At 39.1% G+C, this 15,164-nt stretch carries 15 protein-coding genes and 1 pseudogene; 7 read left to right on the top strand and 9 right to left on the bottom strand.

The genetic code is table 11. The features are described from left to right. Positions 1 to 319 precede the first annotated feature (319 nt). From G8761_RS11290 to G8761_RS11300, 3 genes are all read left to right on the top strand, one after another. Positions 320 to 1,447 carry a MerR family transcriptional regulator gene (locus G8761_RS11290; RefSeq protein WP_166026618.1) on the top strand — a complete coding sequence of 376 codons (1,128 nt, stop codon included), beginning with the start codon at positions 320 to 322 and terminating at the stop codon, positions 1,445 to 1,447. A gap of 60 nt (positions 1,448 to 1,507) precedes the next feature. Beyond that, entirely contained in the window at positions 1,508 to 2,014 is a 507-nt protein-coding gene (locus G8761_RS11295) for a MerR family transcriptional regulator (RefSeq protein WP_166026620.1), read from the top strand. Between the two features lie 515 nt (positions 2,015 to 2,529). Beyond that, on the top strand, positions 2,530 to 3,294 hold the full coding sequence (locus G8761_RS11300) for an SDR family oxidoreductase (protein ID WP_166026623.1): 765 nt from the start codon (positions 2,530 to 2,532) through the stop codon (positions 3,292 to 3,294). Positions 3,295 to 3,651: 357 nt separating this feature from the next. On the opposite strand, the gene G8761_RS11305 is transcribed toward G8761_RS11300, so the two are convergent. Continuing rightward, a complete protein-coding gene (locus G8761_RS11305) occupies positions 3,652 to 4,899 on the bottom strand; it encodes a DHH family phosphoesterase (RefSeq protein WP_166026625.1) in 1,248 nt (415 codons plus the stop codon). 125 nt (positions 4,900 to 5,024) lie between these two features. Between G8761_RS11305 and G8761_RS11310 the strand changes: the two genes are divergently transcribed. Then, positions 5,025 to 5,621, top strand: a complete 597-nt coding sequence (locus tag G8761_RS11310; protein WP_166026864.1) for a biotin transporter BioY — start codon at positions 5,025 to 5,027, stop codon at positions 5,619 to 5,621. 66 nt (positions 5,622 to 5,687) lie between these two features. On the opposite strand, the gene G8761_RS11315 is transcribed toward G8761_RS11310, so the two are convergent. From G8761_RS11315 to G8761_RS11325, 3 genes are read right to left on the bottom strand one after another with little or no spacing between them, the layout of a single operon-like run. Next, positions 5,688 to 6,212 carry a ferric reductase-like transmembrane domain-containing protein gene (locus G8761_RS11315; RefSeq protein WP_166026627.1) on the bottom strand — a complete coding sequence of 175 codons (525 nt, stop codon included), beginning with the start codon at positions 6,210 to 6,212 and terminating at the stop codon, positions 5,688 to 5,690. Between the two features lie 2 nt (positions 6,213 to 6,214). Next, complete coding sequence (locus G8761_RS11320; RefSeq protein ID WP_166026629.1) at positions 6,215 to 7,081, bottom strand: FAD:protein FMN transferase; 867 nt, start codon at positions 7,079 to 7,081, stop codon at positions 6,215 to 6,217. Beyond that, complete coding sequence (locus G8761_RS11325) at positions 7,078 to 7,425, bottom strand: hypothetical protein (protein WP_166026631.1); 348 nt, start codon at positions 7,423 to 7,425, stop codon at positions 7,078 to 7,080. The genes G8761_RS11320 and G8761_RS11325 overlap by 4 nt, the downstream gene beginning before the upstream one ends. Positions 7,426 to 7,841: 416 nt before the next feature. Between G8761_RS11325 and G8761_RS27145 the strand changes: the two are divergent. Beyond that, positions 7,842 to 8,247 (top strand): annotated as a pseudogene (locus tag G8761_RS27145) (transposase); the annotation flags it as partial. Between the two features lie 169 nt (positions 8,248 to 8,416). On the opposite strand, the gene G8761_RS11330 reads toward G8761_RS27145, so the two are convergent. The 4 genes from G8761_RS11330 to G8761_RS11345 all read right to left on the bottom strand — a co-directional run bounded on the left by G8761_RS11330 (position 8,417) and on the right by G8761_RS11345 (position 11,753). Then, positions 8,417 to 9,382: a ring-cleaving dioxygenase gene (locus tag G8761_RS11330; RefSeq protein ID WP_166026633.1), complete on the bottom strand. Its 966-nt coding sequence runs from the start codon at positions 9,380 to 9,382 to the stop codon at positions 8,417 to 8,419. 340 nt (positions 9,383 to 9,722) lie between these two features. After that, positions 9,723 to 9,923, bottom strand: a complete 201-nt coding sequence (locus G8761_RS11335) for a cold-shock protein (RefSeq protein ID WP_166026635.1) — start codon at positions 9,921 to 9,923, stop codon at positions 9,723 to 9,725. Positions 9,924 to 10,187: 264 nt separating this feature from the next. After that, entirely contained in the window at positions 10,188 to 11,048 is an 861-nt protein-coding gene (locus tag G8761_RS11340; RefSeq protein ID WP_243449984.1) for a DMT family transporter, read from the bottom strand. 114 nt (positions 11,049 to 11,162) lie between these two features. Beyond that, positions 11,163 to 11,753, bottom strand: coding sequence for a molybdopterin-dependent oxidoreductase (locus G8761_RS11345; protein WP_166026637.1), 591 nt, complete (start codon positions 11,751 to 11,753; stop codon positions 11,163 to 11,165). Positions 11,754 to 11,947: 194 nt separating this feature from the next. Here G8761_RS11345 and G8761_RS11350 point away from each other — a divergent pair, with 194 nt between their 5' ends. Together G8761_RS11350 and G8761_RS11355 are read left to right on the top strand one after the other, a co-directional pair. After that, entirely contained in the window at positions 11,948 to 12,961 is a 1,014-nt protein-coding gene (locus G8761_RS11350) for an LLM class flavin-dependent oxidoreductase (protein ID WP_166026639.1), read from the top strand. Positions 12,962 to 13,263: 302 nt separating this feature from the next. Then, complete coding sequence (locus G8761_RS11355; RefSeq protein ID WP_338000941.1) at positions 13,264 to 14,376, top strand: ATP-binding protein; 1,113 nt, start codon at positions 13,264 to 13,266, stop codon at positions 14,374 to 14,376. Positions 14,377 to 14,430: 54 nt separating this feature from the next. Here the strand turns inward: G8761_RS11355 and G8761_RS11360 are convergent, their stop codons facing one another. Then, positions 14,431 to 15,042, bottom strand: coding sequence for a flavin reductase family protein (locus G8761_RS11360; protein WP_166026669.1), 612 nt, complete (start codon positions 15,040 to 15,042; stop codon positions 14,431 to 14,433). Between the last annotated feature and the right edge of the window lie 122 nt (positions 15,043 to 15,164).

Genomic DNA, 15,164 nt, shown 5'->3' on the forward strand with positions numbered 1-15,164 from the left:
TGTGGATTCTTGCCGGCCCGTTTTTCCGCAGGACACCGAACTAGCATGTAGGGAAGCTGCACAGCTCCAAGGTAATCGGAAGGTATTTCGAGGTGTGCCGAAGATTCCTTTTACAATCTACCTCTTTATTTTGCAAAAAAAGAGAACCAATTACAAAAGATTAAGCTCTTTCCATTTAAATTGTTGGGAAATGGTCTTTTAGGTCTTGTTTTGAGAGCTTTTGTCACTCGGCAGGAAAAGAGGCTTCCCTTTGATGAATTATTTAAGGAGAACATTTCCGAACACCATATCCTATTATAATTCAGAAAGGGCTGTTCATATGAAAGAATCTACGTTTGTAAAGGCGCACACCATAAAAGAAGTTTCTAAACATATTCAAGTTCCATCAGGAACTATTAGACAATGGGAAAAGGATTTGGAGGGAATCTTGGTTATTCCCCGGACTAAACAAGGAGCCCGCTATTATACGGAAGTTGAGATTACACTTTTAATTAAAATAAAGCAAATGCGAGAAAAGAATCTAGGGAAGGAAATGATTCGGGAGCTTCTTCAGAGACATTTGGGAGTAAATTCGGAACCTGCCTCCGAATCACTCGAAGCAGGACTTGTCCCTTTTTCGGGATTTCCTAATTCTGAAAACAGCAGCCCTCCCACCCTCGACCTGATGCCCTTTTTAGATGAATTCAAGGGTAATATATTGGATGAAATTAAAAATGAATTAAGAAATGGTGTTCGTAAGGAGATTGTTGAAGAAGTAAAAAAAGAGATTTCAAAAGGCACACTGCAAACAGTGAAAAGCATATCGGATTCGATCTATAAATCAGCTGAAAAGACGAAAGACGAAATAAAGACGATCTCTAACCAGATTTCGAAATCTTCAGAACGTACTTCCGAAACAATGTCAGCTCTTTCTAATCATATTGCGAAATCATCAGAACATACTTCAAAAAAAATAAAAAGCCTTGAAAGCAAAATCGCCAAAACATCCATCCACACTGCAGAAACGATAGAGGCACTTTCCAATAATATTGTAATGGCTTCAGAACATACCTATGAAACCATCGAAACTCTTACATTCAGTATTGCAAAATCTTCGGAAAACACTACCGAAACTGTGGAATCACTGTCTAACAGCATTGCGAACGTTTCGAAACAGACATCAGAAGCAGTAGAAGCGCTCTCAGCAACGATCGGCAAGACAGCAGAAATTAATACGACAAGGGTAAAAACCATTGAAGCCAATATGGCCAGGCTTTCAGATGAATTAGTCGATGGTATTAACCTTGACCGTGAATACTATATCGAAACCATTAATAATGTTCGCGAGCAGCTAAGCCATGAAGTAGGCAAACGGGAAGCTGCATTCCAAGATATGGTAGAAAACTTCAGGGAGGCGGCCTCGGCTAAAGAAAAACCTAAAAAGCGCTGGTCTATTTGGAAAAAATAAAATATATCACTAGTTTTCTGGACCTTAATTTAGAGATAATTTAAAAAGGTGGGAAAATGAATGAATACTGCAGAAGTGTCAAAATTATTAGGTGTTTCGCAGAGCACCATACAACGATGGGTAAAGCAGCTTGAACTGCCTATGGAAAGAAACGAGCGGGGGCACTACCATTTTAATGATGAAGACATAGAGATTTTAAAAACCATTCAGGACCAGGTACAAAACGGTACCCTCCTTCAGGAAATCGCTGCGGCAAAAGAGAAAAAGTCACGAATAGCATTAGTGAAAAAGCCTGAAACTGATACGCAAATGAACCGGATTTTTGAAAAGATTAATGATTTAGAACGAAGACTAAACGAGAAGGCAGACTCCGTTACATCTTATCAGCTATTGCAGCACCGGCGGGAAATTGAAGACCTGCAGGAGGAGATTAAACATTTAACTGAAAAAATATCTTTTCTCGAATCCTCCCTAAGAACTTCCGAAAGAATCGAAACACCTATTCATGAAGTGTTATCCAGAAAACCTAAGAAGAGAAAAATGCTCTCTTTCCTTTTTGGATTTTAAAGTACATACCAATTGGTGTGTACTTTTTTTTGACAAATAAAAAAAGTCTCTTTTCGTAAACTTTGTTGTTTATTAAACAAAAATAGACTCTCTTTCCGCGGGCAATCAGGCGGCTGCCTGAAAATAACTTCGTGATAAGCATCTCTGCAGCTCTACTTGCAGGCTTTGCGACGAGCTGAAGGCTTGCTTCTGCTAATATTCTGAGGCGTAGGAGCACGCCTCCCCGGTCGCTAACGACCTGAGTGGTCTCGCCCTGGCTTGCTTTTCCCGCAGGACGTTGAGATTACATCGGTGAATCATCACCGCACGAAGAAAATGCGAATGCATTTTCGGGGAGTCTCGCCTTTTTTTCTCACAGTTTCTTCAAATTGCAACAATCTATTTGAAAAGAGCCTAAAAATAGAAAAGAATAAAAAATCCCTGGGTTTTCTTAGGGAATACTATAGGGTCTGAATATAAATGTTTGTATATCTTCACTTTTATCAGTTACCATATCCCCAAAGGAGGAGAACTAAATGAAAATTTCAGGGAATACCATATTGATTACGGGCGGAGCATCTGGAATTGGCCTTGCTTTTGCTGAACGATTTTTAAATGAAGGAAACGAAGTTATTATTGTCGGACGCCGGGCCGAAAAGCTTGAGGAAGCCAAACAGCGTTTCCCGGATTTACATACACGCGTTTGCGATGTATCCAACGAAGAAGATCGCAAGTCACTTTTCGATTGGGCAATTAAGGAATTTCCTGGACTAAACGTTCTTGTAAACAATGCAGGAATCCAGCAGCGGGTAAATCTTTTAAAAGATGAAAATGAATGGAGTTTTCATCAGAATGAGATAATTACCAACATGGAAGCCCCTATCCACCTTGTTCTATTGTTTCTCCCTCACTTAGTCAAGCAGGAGCAGGGAGCTATAGTGAATGTTTCATCCGGCTTATCCATCACGCCTGGAGTCTGGGTGCCAATTTATAGCGCAACCAAAGCGGCTATACACTCTTTTACCATTTCACTAAGGCACCAGCTAGAGGATACCAATGTAAAGGTAATCGAGGTTCTACCTCCTGCGGTAAATACGGATTTGGGAGGTGCTGGTCTCCATACCTTCGGTGCACCACTCGATGATTTTGCAGATAAAGTTTTTAATGATATTAAAAATGGGGATCTGGAAATCGGCTACGGGGGCTCTCAGGTAAGATTGCGAGCTTCCAGAGAAGAAATAGACCGCGGAACTGAACAGGCTTGGAAAGGATTTTTGAACAGGAACCCGGACTTTAAATGAAAACAGGCTGTCTCGTAAATGAGACAGCCTTATATTTATGGGTAAGAGAGTATAAAGTTTTACCTTTTAAATTGTCTAGCTCCAGCGCCCAGCGAGTTTTCAACAATGAGAAGCTTCTTTGAATATCTTGCATCAAGTATGACCTTCAGGTGATACTTGGGTGCAGCTAGTGTCCATCCCGCTTCTCCCTACGATAAGTCAACATCGAAATGCTTTGCATTTCGTGTATCCTTTATCTCAGTCGAAGTGGAGGCCCGCAGGACGCGGGTCAGAAAGGCGTTGCCACAGGACGTGGCGACCTTAGCCTTTCTTCAAATGGTCATACGTCGCTGAACGGGCGCTTCTGCTTTTCTTAATTTATTTATTTAACAGTTCTGTGTGGACCTTTGTAATAAAGCTAGTATAGGTTTTTCGAAGTTCATCCTTTGCAATAGCATGTTCGCCAGACAAATAATGAATATAGTCTTCGTCATAACGTAGCCATGAAGAATAATTTCTTTTGATAAAATTTTCAGCTTCTTCGTACTTCCAAAAGACGTTCTCCATTTTATTTCCATTATGGATAAGGGCGAATGTACCATCAGGCAAAGGAAGAATAATCGAAATTAGTCCATCCTTATTCAAATAAGAAGTACCGTATTTGGCGCCTTTAACATTGAATTCATTATTATATGCATCTGGTCTAACTGATTCGTAAGGGAAGATTTCCACAACAAACTTTCTAAATGCATCCTCGGTCATATCGCAGCCTGACGCCTTTGGATGTCCTCCCCCGCCAAAAGTTCTGGCATATTCTGCTACGTTAATATCATCATGAATGGTCCTAAAACCAACCTTCTTACTGCCCACATTCAAGATTACGATCATATCCAGATGCGGGTTTTGTTTGTTTAATGCGTTCCCCAGCTCAGATAAATATTGTTCACCGTGAACGATCCCCACACAAAATTCATCCACAAAGGTTTGGACCATCTGACGCTCCTTTGAAAAAATATAGCGTTCTATTTTTCTTTCCTCAATATCAAGCAGCTGGTTTTCTGTTTCTGAAAGCGAAAATGAGTCTTGATTATGAAGCAACCTGCTAAGCATCTCACCTTCAAATTGTTCTCGACCAATTATGTAAAATAAATCATTAAGCCTTTTAGCCTGGACATTCTCATTTTCTTCCCATTCCCAGGTGTCATACTGTCGGATATGATCCGTGAATTCGTCTAGGGCTTTTGTTTTTTCCAATTTTCCATTTTCAACTAAAAAGTCATAGAAAAGAGATGTTGCACAAGTTTTTTTTCCTGATTCATATTCCGGATTAACGGATGCCCATTCGTATTCATTAAAGTGCATAGCGGTGATATGGTGATCAATCATCTTTACATGTCTTCCCTTTTTAAATCGTTCCTCGAGCTTTACTTCGACTTCCTTGCTAACAGCCAGATCAGTTATATAAACTTCAGCGTTATGAGAATCAGGCTTATCAATAAATTGCATTACCCGCTTGTCCAAGTTGCGGTAGGAACAATAATATACTTCAGCATTCTCTTTGTAGGCCATTTTAGCAAGGAGTCCGCATCCTAATCCATCCAAATCAATATCAGTAAAAAGCCTCATTTTTTTAAATCATCCTTCCGCAGGTCATTTCGCTCTTAAATGTTAACCTGATTATATTTTTAGTTGACATATATATTCCTGACCTATTATTGTTAAATTATAATACAACAAATGGAGGAAAAATGATGAAACGCAGTTTTAAAACAATTGATTTAACCATGGCGGCCATGTTTGTTGCATTAATGGCGATCGGGGCTAATATTACTCAAATTGCTCCATTTATGGAGGTCGGAGGGGTACCGATCACGCTGCAAACCTTTTTTGCTGTGCTAGCTGGGCTTGTTCTTGGAAGCAGAGTTGGAACTCTTTCCATGATTGTTTACGCTGTTGCCGGGTTAATAGGTATTCCGGTATTCTCACGTTTTCATGGCGGGTTCTCAATTATTTTGGATCCAACCTTCGGCTTTATACTTTCCTTTATTCTTGTCGCCTATTTTACAGGCAAAATTGTTGAGAAAAATAACAGTGTTCCAGCCTTTATCTTAGCTTCCATAATTGGATTAGCAATAAACTATGTTATTGGAACTAACTGGATGTATTATGCCTATAAATTCTGGGCTGCTGCTCCTTCTGCTTTTAGCTATAAAATGGCATGGGCCTGGATGGTAGTTCCTCTTCCTAAAGATGTTATTTTATCCGTAATGGCTGGGCTGCTTGCTCATAGGCTGGATAAAACAGTACTTTCAAAAGGTCAATTTAAGAATTTAAAACGTACAGCTTGATTTAGATTGTATCATTTGTGAAAAACGAAAAAAAGCATTCGGGTCTCCGAATGCTTTTAAGTCCTATTAATTTCCTGTTTGGGCTGGTGATTTTTTCAAAAGAAGTGCTATTAAAATTACCATTGGAACAGCGTTTACACCAACATAAAATACTGTATTCGTATCACTTCCAAGGAATATTCCATGAACTGTCGTAAAAATATAAAGGAATGGATTTAACCCGTGCAGCTTTTTCCAAACTTTATATCCGATTAGTTTTTTAGCTTTTGATGTAACCATAGTAAATATTAAAAAATAGAGGGAAAAAATGCCTGTTGCCATACCAAGCGGATGGTAGTTTGTTTGAAAAGGAACGAGGATTTCAATCCAATTTAAGGTAACATAGCGGTCACAAAATAAGGCGGAAACATGGATGACAACAAGAATTAAACTCCAATCTGACAATTTCTCGTGTAAAAATAAAGTATTTTTTATTTTAATTTTCCTGTTTTTTGCATATTGGCTATACAAACCAGTCAATACCGAAAAAAACATCAGCACGTAGGCAACCATACCTGTTGCCCTAATTAAATACCAAATATATTGATCCATTTTCAGCTTCCTTTCACAAGGAGTCCATTACTATTAATGAGGACTGCTTTGCTTTTTCTTTGCTTTACCATCTTTACTCCTTGTTCCTCACCAAGCAAAAGAATCGATTTTGCCCATACATCTGCTTCCACGCAGCTTGAAGCTGTTAGTGTAGATGAAACAATATCTCCGGTGCTTGATTCTCCTGTTTTAGGATTAATTAAATGATGGTGCCAGGTTCCGTTCGCCTCCCATCTTCTTTTTATGGTAGATGAAGTGGCAACCCCTCCTGATTCAACTTCTATGACAGTTAAATTATTAATGGAATTAAAGGGATCTTCCACTCCTACGCGCAATGGCCTGGGGAGTTTACTAAAAATGCGTATATCCCCTCCTGCATTTACATATCCATATCCGAAGGGTTCTAGCATTTCAGCTGCTTTATCAACTGCCCAGCTTTTTGCGATCCCGCCTAAATCTATTCTGTTACGAAGTGTTACAGTTCTTTTTTCAGCGTTTAAGTTGTATGGTACAAAGTTAGTTTCTCTAGACCCCTGCTTTACACTAGTACCCTCTATCACTTTTTCAATTGATTCTACATAGCCTTCGTTTTCCAGAGCATCAAGAATCCCCGGATTAAAGAGCCCATCTGTTTCATTGTAAAATAAGAGAGCAGCTTGCAAGATATCTAATAATATATCTGATACGGGCTGTTCCTGTCCGACATGGTTATTTATAAAAGATAATTCACTGTCAATCCTAAACCGGCTGCAAATACTCTCAATCAAAGAAAAGTAATCAATTATTTCATCTATCTGAAAAGGAAAGATTGTCTCACAATATGAAACCTCAATCATTGTACTCATAGAACGGAACCTATTTTTTTTCAAAAATTTGTTCCTCCAGTCCTTGTATCGAATTGCTGTTTATCAGAAGATCCTCCCTGATCTAATTGGCTTCCGGCACTATCATCCTGACCAAACTGGCTATCGTATTGCTGGCCGTCTGAAAAACCGCCATCTTCAAATCCGTGCCTGAAATGGTGAGCCTCTCCGTTAAAATTGCCATTTGTGTTTTGATCTGCACTGTTCTCCGGTTGTCCATCCTGATTAAAAGCGGTTCCCTGGTCTCCGTCCTGTCCACTATTCCGTTTGGACTGTTCATTGTTTCTATTTTCCCTTTGATATTGTGCGGAAGCTGGAGAATCAGCCCTGTTTCTGATTTTGCTGCCCATCTCCCAATCCAAGATAAGCTACCATTCCTGCCACAAGTAAAACACTGCCAAAGCTAACTCCCCAGGAGATTAATTTTTTCTTATCCATCATATTACCTCTTTTCTTATTTTAAAAATTTTTATGAACAAGCTAGATTTGCTAATAGTGTGATTATCTGAGATGAATCTTAAGTTTTCCTTTATTTCAAGTTGGAAAATCGAAAAACTAGAGATAGGAGCTTTTTTCACTTGCTGCATTAAATGGCGGTTTCAGATTTAGAAGGGGCCTGTTGATTTCCCTTACAAAGCACTCCAATCAACTGGATTTAGAAAGTTGGTGTGGCAGTAGAACCAAACCTATTTTAAAAGATATATAAATAACGCTTGAGGTGATGAAGATGCTTTTGAAAAACAGTCCCATTCAAAGAGATCAGCCGGATGGTTTCTTCCGAAAACTTGATATGTCTAAGCTGAATATTATGACTGTTCCCTCTGTCCTCCTGGGGAAGTATTGAAGTATTCGACCTCGAATAAAGAAGGGTACCGTGAATATAAATCTCCATAGCATATATGCGCCACCTGTCCTTTGTACAGAAAGCAAAGACCATCAAAAGTTCGTAACCCGCCATATCTGGCAAGAAAATGTGGAGGAAGAAGATCATTTGAGGCATGAAGAAGAGGTAAAAAACATTTATGGAAAACGTAAGGAAACCGACGAGAGTATATTCACCGACGCAAAGAGAAGCTTGGCTTGCGTTGGACAACCATGAGGAGACTTAAAGAGCTGCCAATGCAGATATGCTCACTTCCCCTCCCCTGAATTTAAAAAAGATGGCCAACTAGACAGGGTGGGATCCAGTAACGTCCTTGAATCCGAGAATTAGAATGGTAACATCCAATAGGAAATCTCAATAAAATCAAAAAGGTGGTTCGGAATAAAGCATTCCGAAACCCCTTTTGTCGACAAACTGAAAACGCCATAAATGGCGGTTTGCTTTCTTTCTTTATTCTTTTATAGCTTTAAAGGTCGAAGGCTGGCTTCAATTTCTCCTCTCTTTGCTTCTAAAAATGGAGGAATCGAAAGTTTTTCACCCAAATTATCTATATCCTCATCTACATCAAATCCTGGTGTATCGGTTGAAAGTTCAAAAAGGATGCCATTAGGTTCCCTGAAGTAAAGAGCCCTAAAGTAGTAACGGTCCACTTTCCCTGAATTAGTAAAGCCAAATTTATTTATCCTTTGCACCCAATAGCTAAATTCTTCCTCATTAGGCACTCTAAAGGCAACATGGTGTACTCCGCCTCTGCCCAATCGTTCTTTTGGAAGTCCAGGCCTTGTTTTGACATAAACTTCTGCTCCTGCCCCTCCTTCTCCTGTACTATAAATCTCTGTCTTCGGCACACCGTTCTCAGATGAAGGAAAAGAGCCTATGTGCTGAAAGCCGAGAATTTCAGTTAAAACTTTGGCAGTTGGTTCCAATGCTTCCACAGTAAGTGTTACCGGCCCTAACCCAATAATGGCATGCTCTATTGGGATGTCAGGTTTACTCCAAGGTATTCCCGAAGCTATTCCCTTTTCACCATTATCAGCCACTAGCATAAGTTTTGTTCCCTCGAAGTCCTCAAATATCAAGGTATCTCGATCGGCCATTCTTGAAATTTCCCCATGCACTACTTGAGCCTGTGCAAACCGATTTTTCCAAAACCGGAGGGATACCGTGCTTTTTACCCTTAAAGAAACTCTTGATATACTTGAAGTTCCCGGATATGTATGTCCCAGTCCCGGAATATCAAAAAAGGTAATCTCTGTTCCCGGAGTACCCTTAGCATCTCCGTAAAATAAATGGTAAGAGCTGGTGTTATCCTGATTAACCCCTTTTTTTATTAATCGCATACCTAATATATTCGTATAGAACTGGTAGTTCCTTTCAGCTTTACCTGTAAGAATCGAAACATGGTGCAGACCTAACAAATTCATTTATATTGCCTCCTTTTTGGATATAAGCCTGTTTAACATCTTTTCAGATCGATGCAGAAAGCTATGTTTCTAAAAGGTTTTCCTATTTTGGTTAACTGGTAGAATTTTTATCGATTTTTGGGGAAAAATATCTAAATTTGACTGGTTATATTGAAAACTTATGATATAATAAATTTACCATTTGCTTTACTGTAATATACAGCCTCGCTCTTTTGAGCGGGGTTTTTTCATTTTAAAATAAATATTGCTAATAAAAAAGTAATTACTTTTTATTTTTACCTTACCTAAAACGGAAAAAAACAGGCTCCCGAGAGAGCCTGTTTTTGTATGGGAAAAAATATTAGTTTTTGCGAACGTTAGCAGCTTGAGGTCCACGAGCACCTTGCTCGATATCAAAAGATACTTCTTGACCTTCTTCAAGAGTTTTGAAGCCTTCGCCTGAGATAGCTGAGAAGTGTACGAATACGTCTTCTCCACCTTCGCGCTCGATGAATCCGAATCCTTTTTCTGCATTAAACCATTTTACTTTACCTGTTTCCATTATTGTTGCCTCCCAGTGTGCTGAACACACATTTGTATTACTATTCTTGCTCTTATCGATATCCAGGCGAAAAGCATTTGTTTTCCTTCCTTATATACCCGAACAAAAATAATTCTCCTTAACAATAACAGAAAAAATTGAAATGTGCAAGAAATCATGCCGAATTTTATAATGAAATGATAAAAACTTCAAAAAAAAGCTTTGTTTTCTACGCTTTTTGACGAAAAAACAGCAGAAAAAAATTCCTCCCTGCTATTTTAGCAATCAAATTTTTGTGAAAATAATTCCGAGAAGTGCCGAAAATATCCCAACAAGCTGATAAAGCTTTAATTTTTCCTTAAACAGCCAGCATCCAGCAAGGATCACGACAAGACAATTTAAACTTACGATAGGAAAAACAATACTTGCCGTTCCTTCATGAAGGGCATAGAAGTAGCAGCTATATCCTACGACACTGACTAGACCTACAAGTGAGCCAATATGGGCTTCTGTACGCTGCCATCTTTCTTTTTCATAAATACTTTTAAGCCCCAGATAAATACTGCCTCCACCATACATGCAAATAAGAGTATCTAATGAACTTATTTGCAAATACGAGGTTGTTTTCATTAAAATCCCAAGTATCCCAAAAGACATTATGGCAAAAAGGACACGCAACAGCCAAGGTCTATATTCGGTTGCGTGATTTGAGCCCGGTGAATATTGAATGATCATCGCTGAGCCCAGAATAAATATAATTCCTACCCACTGAAGAAGTGAAATATGTTCATGAAAAATTATACCTGCCCCTAGAATGGGAAAAAGAGCATTAGTACCGACTAATGGGGAAGTAAGGCTTGCAGGTCCCTTCTCAAATGCTCTGGACATTTGAATGTTTCCGTTAGCATTTAATATACCAATAAGGCAACCTAGAAAAATAGCCATCAAATTAAAATGCAACGATCCTACTGTAATCCCATAACCAAGTGTCAGCAAAAAGGCAACAAAGTAGAAAAAAAACTGAATATGTACTTTTGATAGACCGTGTGCTGTACTCCATTTAAAAATAGTGTTGTTCATTCCGAAACTTAGTGTTGTAACCAAAGCTGCAGCAATCCACATTCTTAATCCTTCTCTCTCAAACATTTTCCCTCTCTCATTTTAAATCCGTATCTGACTATTCTCAATACAAAATTTTGTATCCCTATTAAAAAAGACGAAAGCTGTTGCTTTCGTCCTCATCCTGATAAAACGACCCAATTATCTGAATCGCTCCTCTTTAAAGGGATTGGCGGTCATGGAATATCCGAAGTCCTCCCAAAAACCTGCTTCATCTTCCTTCATAAATTGTATACCCGAGACCCATTTGGTTCCTTTCCATAAATAAAAGGTTTCTGGCGGAATAAAGCGAAGCGGATATCCATGCTTAGGATCAAGTTCCTGCCAAGCATGTGTTTCATCCTTCCAGCGGAAAACAAACAATGAGTCATCACCCAAGAGTGGTTTTAGAGGCAGATTTGCAGAATATCCAAATCTGTCCCCGTTATAATAACCAAATATTTTAATGTATTGGACATCTTCGTTCAAATCAACAAGATTTAGAAGTTCTGATAATCTGATTCCTTCAAACACTGTGCCAGACTTTGACCATGTTGTAACACAATGCATATTAATTGCTGTTGTTGTTTTTGGCAAACTCATGAACTGATCAAACGAAAGATTTACTTCCTCCTTTACCTCGCCGAAAAGGCGGAAAGTCCAATATGTCTTATTAAAATTAAATACATCACCTTTATGAAGAATCGGCCATTTATCGGTTTCAAATTGCCCTGGCGGTAAAATATTGTTCATTCGAATTCCTCCTATTCCGTACATATGATCTAAAACTATGATAACGATAGAGATTACGGGATGCAAGCGCCCCTCATTTTAACCGCTCGGATGGGAAGCATAGAAGATGCAGAACGTTTCGTTTTGTGGTCTATTTAATAATTGTTACAATAGATTATATTTTCTTTAGAAAACAACGAAAGAAGATGAAATAAATGTCAGATGCAAACAAAAAACAATTGAGAGATTTAGCATTTTCAGTGCTTGACCTTTCCCCTATATTAAAAGGCGGAACTGCTGCTGATTCTCTTCGAAACACCCTTGATTTGGCAAGACATGCTGAAGAATGGGGTTACAAACGCTACTGGCTTGCCGAACACCATAATATGCCCGGTATCGCAAGCTCCGCCACTTCAGTGGTTATCGGCTATGTAGCAGGCGGCACCAGTACAATCAGGGTTGGCTCAGGAGGAATAATGCTTCCAAATCATGCCCCCTTAGTAATTGCAGAACAGTTTGGAACACTTGAATCTCTTTTCCCAGGGAGAATTGACCTGGGTCTTGGCCGCGCGCCTGGAACTGACCAGATTACTGCCCATGCTCTAAGACGGGACCGTAGGAGTGACGGAAATGATTTTCCGGAACAGCTCGATGAACTGCGAGCCTACTTTAATGCTGAAATAAAAAAAACCGTTCATGCGGTTCCTGGAGAGGGGCTAAATATTCCTATTTGGCTGTTGGGTTCAAGTGGTTTTAGCGCCCAGCTGGCAGGACAGCTCGGTCTGCCATTTTCTTTTGCAAGCCATTTTTCTCCTGAAAACACACTTCCGGCCCTTGATTTGTACCGCCGAAGTTTCCAACCTTCTGAGGTATTAAGTAAACCTTATGCCATGGTAGGCGTAAATGTGGTGGCAGCGGAGACAGATGAAAAGGCAGTGATGCTTTCGACCTCACTACAGCAGCAATTCCTTAATCTTCTTCGGAACAATCCCGGTCCTTTATTACCGGCTGTCAATAATATTGATGACTTTACTAGTGAGTATGAACGTGCCTTGCTAAATCAGCGTCTGGGTTCTTCTATTATTGGCGGTCCTGAAACAGTTAGAGAAAAACTACAGGCATTTCTTGATAAAACTCAAGCCGATGAGATGATTATTAACTCCCAAATTTACGACCATCAAGCTCGTCTTAAGTCTTATCGAATTGTATCGGAACTGAATAATTCATGAATACTTATGCAAAAGCAGCGATCCTTACTCGCTGCTTTTTTCTTTTTAATAACTATAATTTGCTAGTTTTTATTATTTATTTAGAATTTTCTTGTCGAAGAATAAAAATACCTGTAAAATTTCCTTAAACAGGCCTGTGAATAGAGGTGATTTTTATGGAAATAACCACCCACTTTTTAATTAACCTATCTTTCTTAATTGTTTTCCTCTTTTTTTGTTTCGTTTTTCATGAAAAAGGAAGAAACTTCCTCAATTCTAAGCTCTCCTTTAATTTTATTTGTTATATAGCATTATGGAGCTCTATGCAGTTTGCTTACCATGCTGATGGAGGTGCAAGGTATGATTTAAGAATCATTCCCTTGGTTATTGGAGGACTTTATCTCGGAATTGGCCCCTTAATTGCAGGTGCTGTAATCATTATTCGAGCTTTTTTGGGATTAGATTCGGGTTTTTATGAAACAGCAGCTTTTTATATTCCACTTGCTTTTTTCTTTTGGAGGCAGTATCCCCGGTTCTCGGCCATTCGTCCAAAAAAACGGATTATTTATGCTGTGACCGTTGGTTTGGTAATAAGTCTTATTACAGTGCTTGGAATGGAATTTATACATACTCGAATTTTTTGGCTGGATGCTTGGTTTGCATTTTTAACAATACCTGCTCTTGGGATAGGAATCATAGCTTATATGATTGAGTTTGTTAGAAGAAATATCCAAATGAAACACCAATTAATTAAAACAGAAAAGCTCCAGGCAGTTGAACAAATGGGTGCTGCCATTTCTCACGAGATCAGAAACCCACTTACAGCCGCAACTGGATTTGTACAGCTTCTTCAGGATGATTATCTACCTAAATATAAACAAAAAGAATATTTAGCACTCGTTAAGGAAGAGTTAATGGCAGCAGAACGAGTCATTCAGGATTATTTAACTTTTGCAAAGCCTTCTATAACTTCAATGGAGGAATTAAATGTAAAAGCGGAACTCCTGCAAGCCATTAAAATTCTCCAGCCAATGGCGAACCAAAATTCAGTAGAAATAACTACTGATTTCTCTGCCGTGGGTTTTATTCAGGGAGATCAGCAGAAGTTTCGCCAGTGTTTTGTTAATGTCATTAAAAATGCTATAGAATCCATGCCCTCTGGCGGTTACCTTAAAATTGGAACCGAATTTTCAAAAAACACCGTTGCAATTGAAATAGCAGATACAGGGGTGGGTATGACCAAGAATCAATTAGAAAAACTTGGTGAGCCATACTATTCCACTAAAGGTTCAAAGGGCACAGGCCTTGGTATGATGGTTGTTTTTAGTATCGTTCGGGCACTGAATGGATCGATCAAAGTTGATAGTGAACTAGGCAAAGGAACCCGCTTTTCCTTCAAGTTTCCTTCCTCAAGAAGTACATATTTAAATAAATAAATTGAAAAGAAGAGATCCGAGTGTAGAGTTGGTTCCCTTCTTTTTGCGCCAAGATTATTTAGGACGTTCCAGCGAGAAAATTTCGCCAGTTTTAGCATAATTATTGCCTGCAAGGCGGCTGATTGCGGAAAGCTTCAGTTCATTAATCCTTCCTTGATCATACAAGTCTTCATTTATATGGTACTGAACCACTCTACCGATAATAAGATCACAAGCAGGCTCTCCATCTATATCGCCAAGTTCCAATGATTTTTCCAATATACATTCAAAGCGAATTTTCGCTTCCTTCACCCCGGAAACTTTAATCACAGTGCTGTCTATAGGAGTCAGCCCTGCTGCTGGTATTTCACTTTCATGTGGGGGCAGGCTTGCAGCGGTGACATTAATTTTCTCCACATTTTCTTCATCGGTAATATGGACTACAAATTCTCCACACTCAAGAATATTTCGTGCTGTATCCTTCCTCTCCCCGGCTTTTCTTTGAACAGAAATAGATATGAGCGGAGGAGTTGAAGATACGATATTAAAATAACTAAACGGTGCACCATTGAGTACACCATCATTAGATAGCGAAGTAACAAAAGCAACTGGCCTTGGAATAATACTTCCTGTAAGAAACTTATAATTTTCTTTATCTGGCAGGCTTTTAGGATCAATCGATAACATGCCCTTTCCCTCCTATCGGTTTATTTTCATAAGAATTAGGCGAGCAATAGCGCCTTGATATTGTAATTTCATCGCCATATTCCATGCGGTTCCGTAGATTCCAGCCTTTTGCATCCAAATTT

Origin of the sequence: Neobacillus terrae, from assembly GCF_011393025.1 — a bacterium.
Lineage (GTDB): Bacteria > Bacillota > Bacilli > Bacillales > Cytobacillaceae > Neobacillus_A > Neobacillus_A terrae.

What these genes read in the sequence shown, in the direction of transcription:
- G8761_RS11290 (WP_166026618.1), top strand. Translation starts at nt 320, where the DNA reads ATGAAAGAATCTACGTTTGTAAAGGCGCACACCATAAAAGAAGTTTCT.
- G8761_RS11295 (WP_166026620.1), top strand. Translation starts at nt 1,508, where the DNA reads ATGAATACTGCAGAAGTGTCAAAATTATTAGGTGTTTCGCAGAGCACC.
- G8761_RS11300 (WP_166026623.1), top strand. Translation starts at nt 2,530, where the DNA reads ATGAAAATTTCAGGGAATACCATATTGATTACGGGCGGAGCATCTGGA.
- G8761_RS11305 (WP_166026625.1), bottom strand. Translation starts at nt 4,899, where the DNA reads ATGAGGCTTTTTACTGATATTGATTTGGATGGATTAGGATGCGGACTC.
- G8761_RS11310 (WP_166026864.1), top strand. Translation starts at nt 5,025, where the DNA reads ATGAAACGCAGTTTTAAAACAATTGATTTAACCATGGCGGCCATGTTT.
- G8761_RS11315 (WP_166026627.1), bottom strand. Translation starts at nt 6,212, where the DNA reads ATGGATCAATATATTTGGTATTTAATTAGGGCAACAGGTATGGTTGCC.
- G8761_RS11325 (WP_166026631.1), bottom strand. Translation starts at nt 7,425, where the DNA reads ATGGGCAGCAAAATCAGAAACAGGGCTGATTCTCCAGCTTCCGCACAA.
- G8761_RS11330 (WP_166026633.1), bottom strand. Translation starts at nt 9,382, where the DNA reads ATGAATTTGTTAGGTCTGCACCATGTTTCGATTCTTACAGGTAAAGCT.
- G8761_RS11335 (WP_166026635.1), bottom strand. Translation starts at nt 9,923, where the DNA reads ATGGAAACAGGTAAAGTAAAATGGTTTAATGCAGAAAAAGGATTCGGA.
- G8761_RS11340 (WP_243449984.1), bottom strand. Translation starts at nt 11,048, where the DNA reads ATGTTTGAGAGAGAAGGATTAAGAATGTGGATTGCTGCAGCTTTGGTT.
- G8761_RS11345 (WP_166026637.1), bottom strand. Translation starts at nt 11,753, where the DNA reads ATGAACAATATTTTACCGCCAGGGCAATTTGAAACCGATAAATGGCCG.
- G8761_RS11350 (WP_166026639.1), top strand. Translation starts at nt 11,948, where the DNA reads ATGTCAGATGCAAACAAAAAACAATTGAGAGATTTAGCATTTTCAGTG.
- G8761_RS11355 (WP_338000941.1), top strand. Translation starts at nt 13,264, where the DNA reads ATGCAGTTTGCTTACCATGCTGATGGAGGTGCAAGGTATGATTTAAGA.
- G8761_RS11360 (WP_166026669.1), bottom strand. Translation starts at nt 15,042, where the DNA reads ATGTTATCGATTGATCCTAAAAGCCTGCCAGATAAAGAAAATTATAAG.